The 16,938-nt window shown below is 74.1% G+C and carries 13 protein-coding genes; 7 read left to right on the top strand and 6 right to left on the bottom strand.

Going from position 1 to position 16,938, the window contains the following annotated elements; all coding sequences use genetic code 11:
• Positions 1-215: 215 nt before the first annotated feature.
• Both ACH4K1_RS24940 and ACH4K1_RS24935 read right to left on the bottom strand, forming a co-directional pair.
• Positions 216-872, bottom strand: coding sequence for a LysE family translocator (locus ACH4K1_RS24940; protein WP_398091661.1), 657 nt, complete (start codon positions 870-872; stop codon positions 216-218).
• 122 nt (positions 873-994) lie between these two features.
• Positions 995-2,701, bottom strand: coding sequence for a SpoIIE family protein phosphatase (locus ACH4K1_RS24935; protein ID WP_398091659.1), 1,707 nt, complete (start codon positions 2,699-2,701; stop codon positions 995-997).
• 644 nt (positions 2,702-3,345) lie between these two features.
• Between ACH4K1_RS24935 and ACH4K1_RS24930 the strand changes: the two genes are divergently transcribed.
• Positions 3,346-4,392: an NAD-dependent epimerase/dehydratase family protein gene (locus ACH4K1_RS24930; protein ID WP_398091657.1), complete on the top strand. Its 1,047-nt coding sequence runs from the start codon at positions 3,346-3,348 to the stop codon at positions 4,390-4,392.
• 60 nt (positions 4,393-4,452) lie between these two features.
• On the opposite strand, the gene ACH4K1_RS24925 is transcribed toward ACH4K1_RS24930, so the two are convergent.
• The 4 genes from ACH4K1_RS24925 to ACH4K1_RS24910 form a co-directional block, all read right to left on the bottom strand.
• Positions 4,453-5,712 (bottom strand): cytochrome P450, encoded by a 1,260-nt coding sequence (locus ACH4K1_RS24925; protein WP_398091655.1) that lies wholly within the window; start codon positions 5,710-5,712, stop codon positions 4,453-4,455.
• A 67-nt stretch (positions 5,713-5,779) separates the two neighbouring features.
• Positions 5,780-6,589, bottom strand: a complete 810-nt coding sequence (locus ACH4K1_RS24920; protein ID WP_398091653.1) for an SDR family oxidoreductase — start codon at positions 6,587-6,589, stop codon at positions 5,780-5,782.
• 180 nt (positions 6,590-6,769) lie between these two features.
• The gene (locus tag ACH4K1_RS24915) at positions 6,770-7,888 is read right to left on the bottom strand and encodes an FUSC family protein (RefSeq protein WP_398091651.1); all 1,119 of its coding nucleotides are present in this window, start codon (positions 7,886-7,888) and stop codon (positions 6,770-6,772) included.
• 482 nt (positions 7,889-8,370) lie between these two features.
• The gene (locus tag ACH4K1_RS24910) at positions 8,371-9,507 is read right to left on the bottom strand and encodes an amidinotransferase (protein WP_398091649.1); all 1,137 of its coding nucleotides are present in this window, start codon (positions 9,505-9,507) and stop codon (positions 8,371-8,373) included.
• Between the two features lie 354 nt (positions 9,508-9,861).
• On the opposite strand from ACH4K1_RS24910, the gene ACH4K1_RS24905 reads away from it, so the two are divergent.
• The 6 genes from ACH4K1_RS24905 (at position 9,862) to ACH4K1_RS24880 (ending at position 16,868) form a co-directional block, all read left to right on the top strand.
• Positions 9,862-11,025 carry a glycosyltransferase gene (locus ACH4K1_RS24905; RefSeq protein WP_398091647.1) on the top strand — a complete coding sequence of 388 codons (1,164 nt, stop codon included), beginning with the start codon at positions 9,862-9,864 and terminating at the stop codon, positions 11,023-11,025.
• Complete coding sequence (locus ACH4K1_RS24900; protein ID WP_398091645.1) at positions 11,022-12,122, top strand: glycosyltransferase family 4 protein; 1,101 nt, start codon at positions 11,022-11,024, stop codon at positions 12,120-12,122. The genes ACH4K1_RS24905 and ACH4K1_RS24900 overlap by 4 nt, the downstream gene beginning before the upstream one ends.
• Positions 12,119-13,150, top strand: a complete 1,032-nt coding sequence (locus ACH4K1_RS24895) for a glycosyltransferase (RefSeq protein WP_398091644.1) — start codon at positions 12,119-12,121, stop codon at positions 13,148-13,150. The genes ACH4K1_RS24900 and ACH4K1_RS24895 overlap by 4 nt, the downstream gene beginning before the upstream one ends.
• Positions 13,135-14,028 carry a glycosyltransferase family 2 protein gene (locus tag ACH4K1_RS24890; protein WP_398091642.1) on the top strand — a complete coding sequence of 298 codons (894 nt, stop codon included), beginning with the start codon at positions 13,135-13,137 and terminating at the stop codon, positions 14,026-14,028. The genes ACH4K1_RS24895 and ACH4K1_RS24890 overlap by 16 nt, the downstream gene beginning before the upstream one ends.
• 199 nt (positions 14,029-14,227) lie before the next feature.
• Positions 14,228-16,507, top strand: coding sequence for a catalase (locus ACH4K1_RS24885; protein WP_398091640.1), 2,280 nt, complete (start codon positions 14,228-14,230; stop codon positions 16,505-16,507).
• Positions 16,508-16,679: 172 nt separating this feature from the next.
• Positions 16,680-16,868: a hypothetical protein gene (locus ACH4K1_RS24880; RefSeq protein WP_398091638.1), complete on the top strand. Its 189-nt coding sequence runs from the start codon at positions 16,680-16,682 to the stop codon at positions 16,866-16,868.
• The last annotated feature ends 70 nt before the right edge of the window (positions 16,869-16,938 follow it).

The raw sequence follows: 16,938 nt of genomic DNA, 5'->3' as shown, positions 1-16,938 counted from the left end.
GACGGCCCGGCCGCGTTTCCCGTGAAGCGCCTACCCGCCCGGGGCCCCGGCCCGGGGCCCGCGCGGCCTGGCGGGGGGGGGAAGCGGCCTCGTCCCCGGCGGCGGGTGGGGTTCCCGTCCCCGCGAGAGAGCCGAACGCCGTGGTGGGGGAAGCCGGGGCGATGCCGCCGCCCGTCCCGCCGCGCCCTCTCGCTTCCCGTCCCCGGGGCCGGAGTTCAGGCCGCGGCCGCGAGGCCGACGCCGACGCCGATGAACAGCCACCCCGTGGTCAGCTCCCAGCGCCGCTGGATCTTCGGACGGGCCAGCAGGGTGCGCAGCCGGGCGGCGACGGCGACCACGATGAACCAGTAGGCGATCCCGATCAGGACGTCCAGGGTGCCGAGGAAGAAGATCTGCCGCGTGGTCGAACCACCGCCGTCGACGAACTGCGGCAGGATGCTGAGGAAGAACAGCGCCGCCTTGGGGTTGAGCACGTTGGTGAGGAAGCCCTCGGCGAAACCGGAACGCCACCGTGCGCCGGTGGACCCCCGCCCTCCCGTCGGCGGTCCCTCGCCCTTCGCCTTCCGCGCCACGGACCGCTCCCGGGCGGCGCGCCGGGCGGCGAGCACCGCCCGAACCCCGAGATGGACCAGGTAGGCGGCGCCCAGGAGTTTGATCGCCGCGTAGACCGCCGGGGAGCGGGCGGCGACCACCGCCAGGCCGACGGCGGCGGCGAGCATGTGCACGCACAGCCCCGCCTGGGCGCCCAGCCCCGCCGCCCGGCCCTTGGAAGGGTGCTCCACCGCCGACCGGAACACCACCAGGAAGTCGGGGCCGGGGACGGCGTACGCGATCAGCGCCACGCCGAGGAATCCCATGAGATCGACCGACATCCGCTCTCCCCTTCTTCACCCCGGCGTCCGGGGCCCTGGGCACCCTGTACCCGCCGACCGGTTCGGACAGGCAGCGGATGCCGGGGCGGTTTCGGCCGGGCCGCGGGGGCCCGGGCCTCGGCTCAGGTGGTGGAGGGGATGCGGATGGCGAGCAGCGCGACGTCGTCATCGTTGTCGGCAGGACGCGAGCGTGCGAGCAACTGGTCCACGAAAACGTCCAGTTGCCGGTGGCCGAAGTCGGCCGCGTGTTGGCTCAGCCGCTTCAGGCCGGCGTCCAGGGGCTGGCGGCGGGATTCGATGAGGCCGTCGGTGTAGAACAGGAGCGTCGAGCCGGGCGGCAGGTGGACATGGGCGTCGGGCCGGGGGCGGTTGGCGGAGGCTCCGAGAAGGATGCCTCTGCCGTCGTCGAGGAAGCGCGTCCGGCCGGCGGAGTCGAGCAGCAGCGGAGGCGGATGGCCGGCGTTGGTCCAGCGCAGGACCCGGCCTCCGGTCGGGGCGGTGGTCAGCCTGGCCAGCACGAGGGTGGCCATGGAGACGTCGGTGATGTGGCTCATGGCCTGGTCCAGGCGTTCGACGGTGTGGTGCGGCGGCTCGTCCTGGGCCCAGGTGTAGGCACGCAGCATGTTGCGGAGCTGGGCCATCCCGGCAGCGGCTTCCAGGTCGTGACCGACGACGTCGCCGACGACCAGAGCGGTGTCGCCGTTGGGGAGGGGGAAGGCGTCGTACCAGTCGCCGCCCACGTGCGACGCGTCCGGGGCGGGAAGGTACCGCGCCGTCATCTCCACCCCGGTCAGCCGGGGAAGCTGGGGCAGGAGATAGCGCTGCATGGTCGCGGCGACCTGGCGTTGGCGCTGGTAGTGCCGGGCGTTCTCCAGGGCGATGCCGATACGCCGGCCGATGTTCTCCAGCAGCTCCAGGTCGCCCGGGGTGAACGGCTCCTCCCCCGCGGTGCGCCCCAGGGTGATGGCGCCGAGTACCTCGCTCGGCCCCTGGACGGGAGCGATGGCCGCCGTCTCGATGCCGGTCGCCGTGAACAGCTTCCGCTGCTCCAGCGCCACCGCGCTGTCGGGCGGTACGTCGTAGGTCTTCGGTCCGGCGAGGGTGGAGGCCACTCCGCGCAGGGCCATGGACAGCGGCATGGGCGAGGAGGCGGGCACGGGCGGCATAGGCCCCTGGAGGTCCTCGCGTACCTCCAGGCCGTCGGAGCGGGCATGCAGCACGAGCGACCTGTTCACCTCCTCCGTCTCCGTGATCAGGTCGATGACCGCCCAGTCGGCGAGACGCGGCAGCAGCAGCTCCACCACTCTGCGCAGGGACTCGTCCACGTCGATGTTGTAGATCAGCTGGGCCGTGGTGTCCGCCAGCAGGGCCAGCCGGTCCCGCTCCGACAGGGTCCGCGTGTACGAGGACGGTCCGGTGGGGCGGTGCCCGGGTCCGTCCTCGTCGGTGTCGAAGGCGAGCAGACGCACCCCGCCACCGCCACCGCCGCCGGAATCGACGGGCAGCGGGAACCACCGGACCGCCAAGGGCGAACCGTCGCCGCGCGACAGCCACGTCCTGTCCTCGGCGGGGACGGCCGGCGCCCCGGCGTCCTCCCCGGCCGACCGGGGAGGGGGGACCGGCCGGGCGCCCGGGTGGAGCAGCGCCCGGAGGCCCCGGCCGACGACCTCCGGGGCGGAGCACGAGAGGAAGGCCAGGGACGCGGCGTTGGCCCAGACGATCCGGTCGTGGCCGTCGAGCGCGAACACGCCCACCCTGAGGCGGTCCAGCACGGCGGCCAGCTCCTGCTGGACGACGGCCTGCGCCGAGGTGCCCGTACCGTCGCCCACACCGGCTCCTTGCCTCGGAAACGTAGCCCCGTGGGCGCCGGCGGACGGAGGCGCACCCCTTCACGCCCCCCGGGGGCTCAAGGGAGAACGAGCGCGGCACGGGGGGCCGTGGGAGGGCTGCTTCCGTCCGAACAGCCGCCGACCAACCGGCCACGAGGACCGAAGGACCATTACTAACACGGATCGCCGGGATGGACCGCTTCGCCCGCCCCGCTCCTGGGGGGGGCGGGGCCCGGCGCCGGTGAGCCCTTCGACGTACGACGCGCCCGTTCCGGGGGAGGCGCCCGGCCACCGGCCCCGGATCTCCCGGCGGGCGGGAGTAACCAAGATCTCTTCGGGGGCGCCGAGCGGGCAGGCCCTCCCCGGAGTCCCGCCGGGTTCACGGGAAGCGTTCCGGTCTTCCGCCGCCCGTTCGCTTCGCGGCCCCCGTGCTCCGCGTCGGGACGGCCCTGCCGTCGCCGGGTACCGCCGGCCGGGCCCCGAACGCCGAGGCCGCCGGGCGAACGGCCCCGGGCCGGACGTCACGTTAGGGACGCGCTCCGGGGGGAACCCACTCCGCGGTGAACCGATCCACCGACTGAACGCGCCCGGCCGTCCGGAACCACGGCGCAGGACACGGCCGGAGGAGAGAAGGGACGTTCCTCATGGAGACCGAAGACCACCCTCCCGGCAGGCGGGTCGTGGTGACGGGGGCCACCGGCAACGTGGGGACCGGTGTGGTGCGCGCGCTCGCCGCCGATCCGGAGATCGGCTCGGTCCTCGGGCTGGCCCGCAGGCGGCCCGCGATGGAGATCGCGAAGGTGCGGTGGGACACCGTCGACCTGTCCCGCGCCGACTGCGAGGACAGGCTCACCGCCCTCCTGCGCGGTGCGGACGCCGTGGTCCATCTCGCGTGGCGCTTCCAGCCCACGCACGATCCGGTCGTGACCTGGCGGAGCAACGTGCTCGGTTCCCGGAGGGTGTTCGACTCCGTGGTCCGCAGCGGGGTTCCCGCCCTGGTGTACGCCTCCTCCGTCGGGGCCTACTCCCCGGGTCCGAAGGACGAGCCGGGCGTGGACGAGACGTGGCCCACCGACGGATGGCCCGACGCGGCCTACTGCCGGGAGAAGGCCTACCTCGAACGGGTCCTCGACGCCTTCGAGCCGCGGCATCCGGAGGTGCGGGTGGTCCGGATGCGGCCCGGGTTCATCTTCAAGGAGACGGCCGCGCCCGAACAGCGGCGCATCTTCGCCGGGCGCTGGGCCCCCGGGCCCCTCCTGCGGCCCGACCTGCTGCCGTTCGTGCCCGACCTGGAGGGCCTGCGCTTCCAGGTGCTCCACACCGACGACGCCGCCGAGGCCTACCGGCTGGCCGTTCTCCGTGACGTCCGGGGCCCCTTCAACCTGGCGGCGGATCCGGTGGTGGACGCCCCAGTACTGGCGGACCTGCTCGGCTCGCGGGTCGTACGCCTCCCCCGCACCCTGGTGCGTACCGCCCTGGCGGGCGCGTGGCACACCCGGGCCGTGCCGGCCTCGCCCCACCTGTTCGACGCGGTGCTGCGGATGCCGGTCATGGACGCGGCCCGGGCGCACGACGTACTGGGGTGGCGGCCGAGCCGTACGGCGGAGGACGCGTTGAGCGAGTTCCTGCGGGGCGTGCGGCGGGGCCGGGGCGAGGGCACGGCGCCCCTGGCCGGCGGAAAGGCCCGTTGAGCGGAGGAGCTCTCCCACCGCCCGGCCGCGTCGCGGGGCCGGGCGGGGGCGCCGTGCGGGTCAGGCGGAGAGGTCCCGGCCCTCCGCACGGTGGCCGGCCGGAGCCCCGGCGACGTCGCTGACCACGAATCCGCTGCGGGGGGCCGTGGGGATCCGGCGGAGCGGGATCCGCAGGTCCTGCTCGGGGACCTCGTACGTCGACCGCGCCAGGAAGCGGGCCACCGTCGCCAGGACGGAGACGGTCACGTCCTCCCCGGGACAGCGGTGGCCGTCCACCGGGCCTCCGCCCTGGGGCACCAGGGCATCGGACGGGACCGGACCGGACAGGAAGCGCGACGGGTCGAAGCGGTAGGGATCGGGCCACAGGTCCGGGTCGTGATCGAGTCCGTACAGGTCGAGCAGCACCATGGTGCCGGGGGCGATGGTCCGTCCGGCCCACTCCAGCCGCTCGGCCGCCAGGCCCCCCACGAACGGGGCGAAGGGGTAGAAGCGGCGTACTTCCTGGGCGAACGCCCACCCGGCCCGGAGCCCGTCGTCGGCCGCCAGGGCTCCGCGGTGCTCGGGGTGGCGGTGCAGCGCGTGGGCGGCGAACACGGCGAACCAGGTGATGGCGACGGTGGGCCGCAGCACGTTGAGCAGTTCGACCGCGGCGGTGCGCGGAGGGAGCAGGGCCCCGTCCGCGTCCCGGTGCGCCACGACCGTCCGGAACACCGTGGCGGCGGGGTCGTGGGCGTCCTCGCGAGCCGTCTCCACGAGGGGCGCCAGCCGCTCTTCCTGGCGTCGGCGCGCCCGGCGTGCCCGCAGGTGGCGGGGGCCGGGGGTGGCGAACCCGTCGACCATGGCGATCAGATCGCGTGCCGTGCGCTTCAGCTCGCCCTCGTCCAGGGGAACCCCGGCCCAGGTGTGCACGGCGCGGGTGAGCACCCTCGCCATCGCGTCGAAGAGCACGACGCGCCCCTTCCCGGACCATTCCGCCCGCGCCCGTTCCAGTTCCGCGCCGACCTGGTCGGCGAGTTCCCGCACCGCCGCCGGGTCCTGGAGCAATCCGGTGAACAGCGCCTTGCGCACCCGGTGGCGCTCGCCGTCCAGCGTGTGCACCGCTCCTCGGCCGAACAGCGTGTCGATGATCGGTTGCGGCAGGGCCTCGTGCCGGTGGATGTGCTGTTCGTCGTAGAAGAACCGCACGGCGGCCGGGCCGTGCAGGGCGATGGCCTTCTTGCCGAGGAGGCGGGTGCGTACCGGCGCTCCGCCGCTGCGGCGCCTGCGGTCCGGGAGCCAGGCGTAGCCCTTCAGGAGAAGCGGGAGAGTGCTGTCGACCATGGGGGAGATCCTTCGTGGGGGGGGTGGGGCCGAGGGGTCGCGGGTACGGCTGCGGACCGGTCGGGGGTCAGGGGCGGCGCCAGTCGTGGGACCGGAGGTGGGAGCCCGCCTGCGGGCCCATCCGCAGCATCCCGCCGTCCACGGCCCAGGAGGCGCCGGTCGTGTACGAGGATTCCGGCCCGGCGAGGAAGGCGACCACGGAGGCGACCTCCCGGGCGTCCCCGGGCCGCCCGAGGGGGATGCCCGGCCGGTCCGCGCTCTCCACGTCGGTGTCCTCCTGGCCCGTCATCGGGGTCGCGATCTCACCGGGGGCCACCGCGTTCACCGTGATGCCGTACTCGGCCAGCTCCAGGGCCATCACCTGCGTCAGCAGGCCCAGACCGCCCTTGGCCGCGCAGTAGGGGGCCGCCCCCACCCGGGGCTGGTGCTCGTGCACCGAGGTGATGTTCACGATGCGTCCCCCGGCCCCCTGGGCGATCATGCGGCGGGCCGCGTGCTGCGAGCAGAGGAAGGGGCCGACGAGGTCCACGTCGATCACCCGCTGAACCGTGGCGTGGTCCAGGTCGAGGAAGGGGGTGGACGTGCCGGTGCCCGCGCAGTTGACGAGGACGTCGATGCGGCCCAGTTCGTCCGCCAGCTCGTCCACCACCTCGGCGGCGGCGGGCAGTTCGGTGAGGTCCAGCCGGGCGAGTGCGGCCCGTCGGCCGGCGCCGCGGACTTCGGCGGCGGTCTCCTCGCCGCCCTGCCGGTCCCGGTGGTAGGTGATGGCTACGTCCATGCCCTGTCGCGCGAGCTTCACGGCGACCGCTCGGCCGATGCCCGAGTCCGCTCCGGTCACCACGGCGACGGGGATGGTCGGCCCGGTGGCGTCGGTCATCTCTCCTCCAGGTTCGGTTTTGGAAGGCGGCGGGCCCGTGCGGGCCGGGCTGGGGGGTACCGCGGCCGCCCGATCTCAAACGTGCTGCTCCCCGCCTCCGCGGTCCGTCCCGGGGCCCGGGGGCCGGCAACCCTCCAGGCGCCGGGGGCGGGACGGCCTCGGGGAGTCGGCACTCTCCCGTCATGCGCGGGTGGGCGTTTCGCCGGTGTCCACGTCTCCCCCGCCCGGGGCGAGGTCGTCCAGCAGCGCTTGGCAGTCGGCCACGAGACTGCCGAGCGCGGCGCCGACGTCGGGGTCCTGCCCGTGCAGCTGTTCCTTGGCGGCGGCGAGGGCCCGGTGGGCGTCGGCGAGCGCGGCGCGCCGTCGGTCGCGCGCCTCCCGGTCGGTGCTGTTCTCCATGATCGTTCCGCAGGCCTCGCACGACTCCGCCGCCGACGTCAGGAGCCGGCCGAGTTCCTTCAGGGCGGGGGGCGAGGGCCGGGGCAGCCCCCGGTCCTCGGAGGCGGTCTCCCAGAACGTCAGGGTCAGGGCGAGCAGCCTGTTCGCCACCCGGGCCCAGACGACGTCCCAGTCGGCGGAGGGGGCGGGCGTCCAGCGGCGTAGCCGGTGGCCGGGGTTGAGCCGGAAGCTCTCGGAGTCCCATCCCCGTCCGACGTACAGCTCCGACAACCCGGCCAGCAGGTCCTTGGCGCTGTGGTGCCACTGTTCCGCCCGCGACGTGTCGTAGTCCTCCACGCCCTCGGCCATGTCCCGCAGCAGCCGCGCGCTGTCGCGCGGCAGCGCGACCGCCAGCCTGGTGACGTGGTGGGAGTGGACCGGCGGCAGCACCACGGCGTTCACGGCGACGCCCACGGCGGCCCCCACCAGGGTCTCCAGCAGCCGGTGCCCGACGGCAGGGGCCGAATAGGAGCCGTACGCGAGGACGAAGAGAGCGGTGGTGGACGCGTACAGGCCCTGTCCTCCGACGGGAGCCACGTTGCCGAGCAAGGTGGTGAGGGGGAGGACCACGACCATGGCGATCATCGTGTCGCCCGTGAGGGCGGCGGCGCCGGCGGCGAGCAGCGTCCCCACCGTGATCATGAGGACGAGCTGTACGGCGGTGCGCACCGACCGGTACACGGTTCCCTGCACCAGCGCGACGGCCGCCCAGGGGGCCATCAGGGCCATGGGGGCCGACAGCCACCACCCGGTCAGGGCCCAGGCGATGATGGCCGCGGCAGCCGACTTCAAGGACTGCGACACCTGGTAGCGGTCGGGGCGGTGCAGGCCGGGTTTCAGGCGGGCGAATGCGTTCTTCATGGGGCGTGAACCCGTCGCGGATCGTTCGTCGGCTCCCCCCGGTCGCGGCCGGGGAGCCGTGCGGCCGGTCTGCGGGACGCCCGCTGCGCGGCCGACTCCTCCCGGGGCGGGCGCGGTCCCTGGCCGGACGCAGCCTGCATACGTGCTCACTCCTCGTCGATGGTGCGGTGGACCGCCGTGGGAGTGGGTGGCACCGGGAGGACAGGGCCGCCCGGGCCCCCACGGGCGTGCCTCCTGTCCGAAGCACGTCGCTCGCTTGCCCTTGCGAACAGGGCCTAAACGTCTCCGTCCCCCTGCCGCCGCCGGAGCATCCCTTCGCCCCGCGGAGAGCCGGGCGCGGGCCTCGGGGCAGGAGCGGGGCCGGGAAGCGCCATGAGGGTCCGGTCACGCGGGAGGCCGGCCCCGCGACGAAGCGGCGTGGCGGAAGCGGGGCTCAGTCGAAAGCGGAAGCGGAAGCAGGGCTCAGCCGAAAGAAGCGGGGCTCAGTCGAAATAGGACTCCAGGCCGCCGCGACGCCGGATGTCGAGTGTCGCGCAGTGGAAGGACCCGCCGAAGGGCGCGTAGTGCAGCAGGTCGCAGGGAATGGGTTCGAACCCCCACCTCTCCAGTGCGCGCAGCATGGTGACGTGGTGCCGCTCGGCGATGACGCGCTTTTCGTCGATCATCAGGACGTTCATGCTGAGCCACTTTCCGCACAGGGAAGTGATCTGCAGCAGCGGGTCGCGGATGGGGTCCGGCGGGGGCGCGATGAGAATGTCCCAGGACCTCAGGATGTCGGGGAGCCGGTCCACATCGATGTATTCGGGGTTGACGAGGACTTTCCCCGGGGCGAGCACCATGAAGGTGGTGTCGATGTGCATGGGGGTACGGCATCGGCTCTCGATCTCGTGAATCCGGTAGTCCGGGCCGAGGTGGCGTCGCACCCATTCGATGCCCAGGCGGTTGGTGACGTTGCTGCGGGTGACGAACAGGTCGCGGCCCGCCCGGACGAAGTCGGCGGCGTCGAAGACGGGCTCGAACTCGGTCAGGATGTAGCGCATGGGCTCGCCGGGGCCGGGGGGCCGGTAGCCGGGGTCGTACAGCGCGTCGGTGAGCTGCGGTTTCGGGGCGGCGGTCCAGCGGGCGCCCCTGCGGAAGTAGTCCTTGAGCAGGCCGCGGTAGGAATGGGTCTCGAAGTATCTGCACGGCCAGGCCATCGGGGTTTCGATGATCTCGTCGCCGATCACCAGCATGCTGTCCCGGGGGCAGGTGTTGCAGAAACCCCGTGACGACCAGTCGGGGGTGGCGAAACGCCGTCGGTGGTCGACGGCGTCGGGGCGGGTGACCGTGATCCCGAGGGTCTGCAGGAGCGTGACGAAGCGGTCGAGCTCCTGCTGCGCCGGTCCGATCAGGGCGCGCGGATAGCTCATTCCGGCGGCGAGCCGCTGAAACCGGGCGGCCAGCGGCGGCACGTTGCAGGAGACGACCGAGTGCCGTGAGGGTGTGGTGGCGCCCTCGAGACGGCCGACGAGAACTTCCTCCAGCGGATCCCATTCGTTGTGCGACCCGACGGGCGACCGCGGGGTCTCCGCCCTCCCGCCGGTTCTGTCCTCGTTCTCCGCTTCCAGCGGTTCGCTCATGGGTATACCCCGATGCATTTCCCGACGCCGACAGATGCCTGGGGCGTGAGTATCCCGCCGGGCCGGTGTGTAACGCGCCCGGTCGGCCGAAAAAGGAAGGGCCCGGCCGGGGAATCGGCCGCCCGCCGCCGCCGCACCGCCGTGCGGCCGACGTACTCGTCCTCTGCGCATCCGCGCCTTCTTCGGCCGAGGTGCGTTTGATCCGCGGATTGCGGGAACTCGGAGGCTCGACCCTGAGCACCCACCGAGCCCTTCACCCCGTCGGTCCAGCCGCTCGTCCACCGGCCGCCGGGGACGCCGACCGCCCCGACGCGGGCCGGGGGCGGGGGGCGACCGAAGAACGAGGAGACCGTCGTGGCCGAACCCCTGGCCCGCCACCCCCGGGGCCGTCCGCCGCTCCGAACGCCCGCCGCCCCCCGAGGCGTGCGAGCGGCGGGGCGGTCCGGGCGCCGACAGGCGTCCGCCGACGCCATCAGGGTCGCGTCGGTACCGGCCGGCCACGTCTACGTCCGCCACCTCTCGCCGCCCGAGGGCGACCGCGTGACCCGGCTCGCCGACCCCCGCCCGTGCGGCGCTCCCAGCGGTTCCCAGCAGTGGTGGCCCCCCGTCATGCTCGACCCGGACTGGGTGGACGAGCATGCCGACGCCTTCGACGTCTTCCACCTGCACTTCGGCTTCGACGCGCAGTCTCCCGCCTCCTTGAAAGCTCTGCTCGCCGCGCTGCGCCGGAACGGGAAACCGCTGGTCTACACGGTCCACGACCTGGCCAACCCCCATCACCACGACGAGGGCGAGCACCGGGCGCAGCTGGACGTGCTCGTCCCCGGGGCGGACGGGCTCATCACGCTCACGCCGGGCGCCGCCCAGGAGATCGCCGCACGGTGGGGCCGCACCGCCACGGTCCTGCCGCATCCGCACGTCGTCGGGCCCGACGGGCTGGTGCGCCCCCGCCCCCGGCACGAGGCGTTCACCGTCGGCCTCCACGCCAAGAGCATCCGACCCAACATGGCCCCCCTGCCGGTGGTCAGGGTGCTCGCCGACGTGCTGGCGGAGCTCCCGGGCGCGGTGCTCCGCGTCGACTGCCACCCGGACGTCGACGATCCGGCAAGCCACTGGTACGCGCCCGGAGTCCTCGACGAACTGCGCGGGATGGACCGCGAGGGACGGCTGGAACTCAGCGTGCACGACTACTTCGACGACGACGCGCTGTGGGACTACCTGATCGGCCTGGACGTGTCGGTGCTGCCCTACCGGTTCGGCACCCACTCCGGCTGGCTGGAGGCGTGCTACGACCTCGGCACCACCGTCGTCGCTCCGTCCTGCGGGTTCTACGCGCAGCAGCGCCCGTGCCTCACCTACGGACACGACCGGCAGGGCCTGGACGCGACGTCCCTGCGCGACGCCGTGCGCACGGCCTACGAGGAGCGCCCCGCCTGGCGTGCCGACCCGGTGGAGCGCGGGGCGGAACGCGTCCGGATCGCCCGTGCCCACGAGATGCTCTACGCGGACCTGCTGTGACCGGTTCCCCCCAGGCCCCGACCCGTCCGGCGACGGCGCCGCTGCGCATCGCGCTGATCGCCTCCGCCCGGCACCCGATCGCCGAGCCCTTCGCCGGCGGTCTGGAAGCGCACACCTGGACGCTCTCCACGGCCCTGCGGGCCCGCGGCCACGAGGTCACCGTCTTCGCGGGGCCCGGCTCCGACCCCGGTCTGGGCGTGGTCGAGATGCCGTTGCGTCCGGCCCGGATCAGCGAGACGGCGCGCCGGGACACGAGCACGGCGGCCGCGCCGTGGATCGAGGAGCACCACGCCTACCTCCAGCTGATGCTCGAACTGGGGCGCGGGCCGTCGCGGTACGACCTCGTCCACAACAACAGCCTGAACTACCTGCCGGTGGCGATGGCCCCCGCGCTTTCCGTCCCGGTCGTCACCACGCTGCACACCCCGCCCACCCCGTGGATCGAATCGGCCATCCAGGTCGCCCCGCACTGCCCGGTGCGCTTCAACGCGGTCAGCGCCCACACGGCGGCCGCCTGGCGCCACATCGTCCCCGCGGCCACCGTCGTGCACAACGGCATCGACACCCGGCGCTGGCGCCCCGGACCCGGCGGGGACGACCTGGTCTGGTCGGGGCGGATCGTCCCCGAGAAGGGCGTGCATCTGGCGATCGAGGCCGCGGAACTGTCGGGCCGGGGGCTGCGGATCGCGGGGCCGGTGGGGGACGCCGACTACTTCGACGCGTGCGTCCGCCCCCGGCTCGGCCGCACCGTCACCTACGAGGGCCACCTCCGCCAACCGGACCTGTGCGAGCTGGTGGGGTCCTCGGCGGCGGCCGTCGTCACTCCCTGCTGGGACGAACCGTACGGACTGGTGGTGGCGGAGGCGCTGGCCTGCGCCACGCCCGTCTGCGGATTCGCCCGGGGCGCGCTGCCGGAGATCGTCACCCGCGCGTGCGGCCGTCTCGTACGGCCCGGCGACACCGCGGCCCTCGCGGAAGCGGTCGAGCCCACGGTCGCCCTCTCCCGGGCCGACGCCCGACGCCACGCGGAAGCCTTCTGCTCCATGGACGCCATGACGCACAGCTACGAACGCTTCTACCGGTCGGTGGCGGCGTGATCGGTTACTACGTCCACCACCACGGCAGCGGCCACCTCCACCGCGCCCGGTCCATCGCGGCCCACTCCCCCTTCCCGGTGACCGGGCTCTCCTCCCTCCCGGCCCCCGACGACTGGCCCGGCGCCTGGGTGCGCCTGCCGAGGGACGACGACGGCGACCCCACCGCGTTCGGCGACGTGACGGCCGGAGGACGGCTGCACTGGGCGCCGGTCGGGCACGCCGGGCTCCGGGGGCGCATGGCACGGATCGCCGAGTGGATCGCGGCGGCGTCACCGGCGCTCCTGGTCTCCGACGTCTCCGTCGAAGTCGCCCTGCTGGCCAGGCTCCTGGGGGTTCCGACGGCGGTCGCGGCCATGCGGGGCGAGCGCACGGACACGCCGCACCGGACGGCCTACGACCTGGCCGAGCTGCTTCTCGCCCCGTGGCCGGCGACGCTGCCGGAACCGGGCTGGCCGGAGCACTGGCGGGCCAAGACGGTCCACACCGGGGCGTTCTCCCGGTTCGACGGCCGCTCCCCCGCCCCGGTGGACGAACGGGCGGGGAGGACGCGCCCCCGGCGGGTCCTCCTGTTCATGGGGTCGGGCGGACGCGACGTCTCCACCGCCGAGGTCGCCGCCGCGCGGGCCGCCGCCCCCGGCTGGCGGTGGACGACGCTGGGCGGTCCGGACGGCCGGTGGGAGGCGGACCCCTGGCCCGCGCTGTGCGCGGCGGACGTCGTGGTCACCCACGCCGGCCAGAACGCCCTCGCCGAGTGCGCCGCCGCACGCCGCCCGGCGGTGGTGGTGCCGCAGGAGCGTCCCTTCGGCGAGCAGGCGGCCACCGGGCGCGCCCTCGCCCGCGGCCGCTTGGCCGTCGTCGCGCCCCGGTGGCCGGAGGCCGGCGAGTGGGCCCCGCTTCTGGAGCAGGCTCACGCCCACGGCGGAGACCGCTGGTCGCAGTGGGCGCCCGGGGACGGCGCCGTTCGCGCCGCGCGGGCCCTGGCCGATGCCGCGTACCGGGGAAAGGGGGCCGGATGCGTACAGCGGTGATCACTCCGGCGGCCGGGCGGCACCGGCATCTGGCTCTGCAGCACCTCGGCCTCGCGGCCGGCTCGCACTCCCCCGACCGGTACGTGGTCGTCGCCATGGACGATCCGGGGCTCGGCGCGGTGGTGGCCGGTCGGGAGCCCGCCGCGACGGTGGTCGACTGCCCGGTGCGGAACGGGGCCCTGCCGCTGGCCCGGGCCCGGAACCTCGGCGCCGCCCGCGCGATGGACGACGGCGCCGAACTGCTGGTCTTCCTGGACGTCGACTGCGTCCCCGGGGAGCACCTGCTGGAACGCTACCGGGAGGTCGCCCTCGACGCCCGGCACCGGCGCTCCCTGCTCTGCGGCACCGTGTCCTACCTGCCGCCCCCGGGCCCGCAGGGGTACCGGCTGGCCGACCTCCCGGAGCTGGCCGGGCCCCACCCCGGCCGACCGGCTCCCGCCGCCGGGGAGCTGCGCCGGAGCGAGGACCACCGGCTGTTCTGGTCCCTGTCCTTCGCCGTGACGGCCGACACCTGGCAGGCCGTCGGCGGGTTCTGCGAGGAGTACGAAGGCTACGGCGGCGAGGACACCGACTTCGGCCAGCGGGCCCGGGCGGCCGGCGCCCCGCTCACCTGGGTCGGCGGCGCCCCGGCCTTCCACCAGCACCACCCGGTCTCCGACCCGCCGGTGGCGCACCTGCACGACATCCTGCGCAACGCCGGGATCTTCCACCGGCGGTGGGGCTGGTGGCCGATGACGGGCTGGCTGGAGGCGTTCGCCGACCGCGGACTCGCCCACCGGAACCCTGCCACCGGCGAATGGTCCCCCGGTCCCGCACCCGAACAGCGCGTAACCGCACCGGGCGACCCCGGGGCGCCCCGCGGAGAGGACGTTCCATGACCGGGAACGTGCCCTCGAGAGCTGCGGAGACCTTCCGCGGCACGGCATGCCTGCGTGCACCGCCCGCCGCGGGCGGCCCGACGCGACCAGAGCCACGAACACGGTGCGTAGCCGTCCAGGTAGCGGCTCCTCCCCTGAGCCGCACATTCTGGACGAGCGCCCGCCCTCGGCAACAGACCCCCGCAACGATCGGAACCCCATGAGCGAGAAGAAGAACCCCCTCAAGGCCGCGGCCGACAAGGTGGCCGAGAAGGTCCAGGACGCCGTCGACCCGGGGAACGAGATCCCCGGCGCACCGGGGCCGGTGCCGCCGCCGGTGGACGAGCCGACCACGCCGGCGGATCCGCTGCCGCCCAAGCACGACCAGCGCGGCCCGGACACGTACAGCCCGACCGGACAGGAGACCGGGGTTCCGCAGAAGGAAGTGGCGCAGAGCGGTGCGTACCTGACGACCGCCCAGGGGGCCCGGCTCTACGACACCGACCACTCGCTGAAGGCGGGGGCGCGGGGCCCGGTGCTGTTGCAGGACCACCACCTGCGGGAGAAGATCACCCACTTCGACCACGAGCGGATCCCGGAGCGCGTCGTGCACGCGCGGGGCGCGGCCGCCCACGGGGTGTTCCAGGCGTACGGCACGGCGGCCGCCGTGACCAAGGCGGCGTTCCTCGCGAAGGGCGTGGAAACCCCGGTGTTCGTCCGCTTCTCCACCGTCCTGGGTTCACGCGGTTCCGCGGACACCGTGCGCGACACCCGGGGCTTCGCGACGAAGTTCTACACCGAGGAAGGCGTCTTCGACCTGGTCGGGAACAACATCCCGGTCTTCTTCATCCAGGACGCGATCAAGTTCCCCGACATCATCCACGCCGGCAAGCCCCACCCCGACCGGGAGATCCCGCAGGCGCAGAGCGCCCACGACACGTTCTGGGACTTCGTCACCCTCCACACCGAGGCCACGCACCACACGCTGTGGAACATGTCCGACCGGGGCATCCCGCGCTCCTACCGGATGATGGAGGGCTTCGGCGTCCACACCTTCCGCCTCGTCAACGCCGAGGGCGCCACCACGCTGGTGAAGTTCCACTGGAAGCCCAAGCTCGGCGTGCACTCCCTGGTCTGGGAGGAGGCGCAGATCGCCGCCGGCGTCGACCCCGACTTCCACCGCCGGGACCTGGCCGACGCGATCGAGGCGGGCGCCTTCCCGCAGTGGGAGCTGGGCATCCAGACGTTCCCCGACACCCCGGAGCAGAACTTCGCGGGGATCGACCTCCTCGACCCGACGAAGATCGTGCCCGAGGAGCTGGCGCCGGTCCAGCCGATCGGCCTGCTCACCCTCAACGCCAACCCGTCGAACTACTTCGCCGAGACGGAGCAGGTCGCCTTCCACCTCGGCCACCTCGTGCCCGGCATCGACGTCACCGACGACCCGCTGCTCCAGGGCCGCCTGTTCTCCTACCTCGACACCCAGCTCACCCGGCTCGGCGGCCCGAACTTCGGCCAGCTGCCGATCAACCGCACCCACGCCCCGGTCAACGACATGCTGCGCGACGGCATGCACCAGACCGCCGTCCACCGCGGCGTCGCCCCCTACCGGCCCAACAGCCTCGACGGCGGGTGCCCCTTCCTCGCCGGGGAGGACACCGGCGCGTTCATCGACGTGCCCGCCGCGGTCGCCGCGAGCGTCAAGGAGCGCAAGGCGCCCGCCTCCTTCGACGACCACTACAGCCAGCCGCGCCTGTTCTGGCTCAGCATGACCCCCACCGAGCGCGAACACACCATCGCCGCCTACACCTTCGAGCTCGGCAAGTGCTACGAGCAGGCCGTCAAGGAGCGGGCCCTGACCGTACTGGCCAACATCGACCCCGAGCTCTGCGCCCAGGTCGCCGCGGGGCTCGGCCTCCCCGCGCCGGCCGCCGGCACGCGGCTCGCCGACCCCGCTCCGAGCCCCGCGCTCTCCCAGCTCGGCCAGGACTGGCCGCTGGACGGCCGGATCATCGGCATCGTCGCCGACGCCGACGCGGACCTGGACGGTGTCAGCTCCGTACGGCAGACGATCCTGGACGCCGGCATGGTGCCGCTCGTCATCGCCCCGGCCGGCGGCACCATCGGACCGGACGACGCCCCCGTCACCGTCCAGCGCACCTTCACCACCGCGCGCTCGATCGAGTTCGACGCCCTCCTCGTCGCCGGCGCCCCCGCCCCGGGCGCGGACGGCTACGGCGCCCGCGACGCCAAGGTCGACGACGGGGCGGCGGCGGCTGCCGGGATCGACCCCCGCGTCCTGCTGCTGCTCACCGAGGCGTTCCGGCACGGCAAGGCCGTCGGCGCCTGGGCCGGCGGCCTCGAAACGCTGAGGGCCGCCGGTATCGCCCCCGACGCGCCCGGTGTGGCGGCCTCCGACGATCCGGCCGCGGTCCTGGAGTCCCTGAGCGGGATGCTGGCCCGCCACCGGGTCTGGGACCGGTTCACCCCGGCTGTCTGACGCCGCCTGCCGGGGGCCCCGCCCGCGCGGGGCCCCCGGTGCGTACCGAACGCGGGGAGGCCGCGGCCCCCCGGGGACGGCGTGCGTCGGCCCTCTGCCGCCTCCCGCGCCGAGTCGTTCCTCCCCGCACGGGTACGAGACGAAGGCACTCACCACGAAGGAGGACCCGATCATGACGGAGACATCGGAGGCGGAAGGCGAGCAGCGGTTCTGCACGGCATGCGGCACCCCCGCCGGAACGGCGAAGCTGTGCGAACGCTGCGGTGCCGTGTTCGCCCCCGACCGCGGCGGCCTCGCCGACGACGAGGGCGCCGTCGCGCGCCGCGTGTTCGAAGGCCGGGAAGAGGCTGCCCGGGAGTGAGCCGGACGGTGTGGCGCCGGCCCGCGGAGGCGGGCCGGCGCCCGCGACGGCTCCCCGGCGGGGCGGACGG

Origin of the sequence: Streptomyces sp. NPDC017448, from assembly GCF_044330565.1 — a bacterium.
Classification (GTDB): domain Bacteria; phylum Actinomycetota; class Actinomycetes; order Streptomycetales; family Streptomycetaceae; genus Streptomyces.
Note: the sequence above shows the minus strand (reverse complement) of the source record. Positions and strands in the feature narration are given on the sequence as shown.

What these genes read in the sequence shown, in the direction of transcription:
- ACH4K1_RS24910 (WP_398091649.1), bottom strand. Translation starts at nt 9,507, where the DNA reads ATGAGCGAACCGCTGGAAGCGGAGAACGAGGACAGAACCGGCGGGAGG.
- ACH4K1_RS24880 (WP_398091638.1), top strand. Translation starts at nt 16,680, where the DNA reads ATGACGGAGACATCGGAGGCGGAAGGCGAGCAGCGGTTCTGCACGGCA.
- ACH4K1_RS24885 (WP_398091640.1), top strand. Translation starts at nt 14,228, where the DNA reads ATGAGCGAGAAGAAGAACCCCCTCAAGGCCGCGGCCGACAAGGTGGCC.
- ACH4K1_RS24930 (WP_398091657.1), top strand. Translation starts at nt 3,346, where the DNA reads ATGGAGACCGAAGACCACCCTCCCGGCAGGCGGGTCGTGGTGACGGGG.
- ACH4K1_RS24925 (WP_398091655.1), bottom strand. Translation starts at nt 5,712, where the DNA reads ATGGTCGACAGCACTCTCCCGCTTCTCCTGAAGGGCTACGCCTGGCTC.
- ACH4K1_RS24940 (WP_398091661.1), bottom strand. Translation starts at nt 872, where the DNA reads ATGTCGGTCGATCTCATGGGATTCCTCGGCGTGGCGCTGATCGCGTAC.
- ACH4K1_RS24915 (WP_398091651.1), bottom strand. Translation starts at nt 7,888, where the DNA reads ATGAAGAACGCATTCGCCCGCCTGAAACCCGGCCTGCACCGCCCCGAC.
- ACH4K1_RS24920 (WP_398091653.1), bottom strand. Translation starts at nt 6,589, where the DNA reads ATGACCGACGCCACCGGGCCGACCATCCCCGTCGCCGTGGTGACCGGA.
- ACH4K1_RS24890 (WP_398091642.1), top strand. Translation starts at nt 13,135, where the DNA reads ATGCGTACAGCGGTGATCACTCCGGCGGCCGGGCGGCACCGGCATCTG.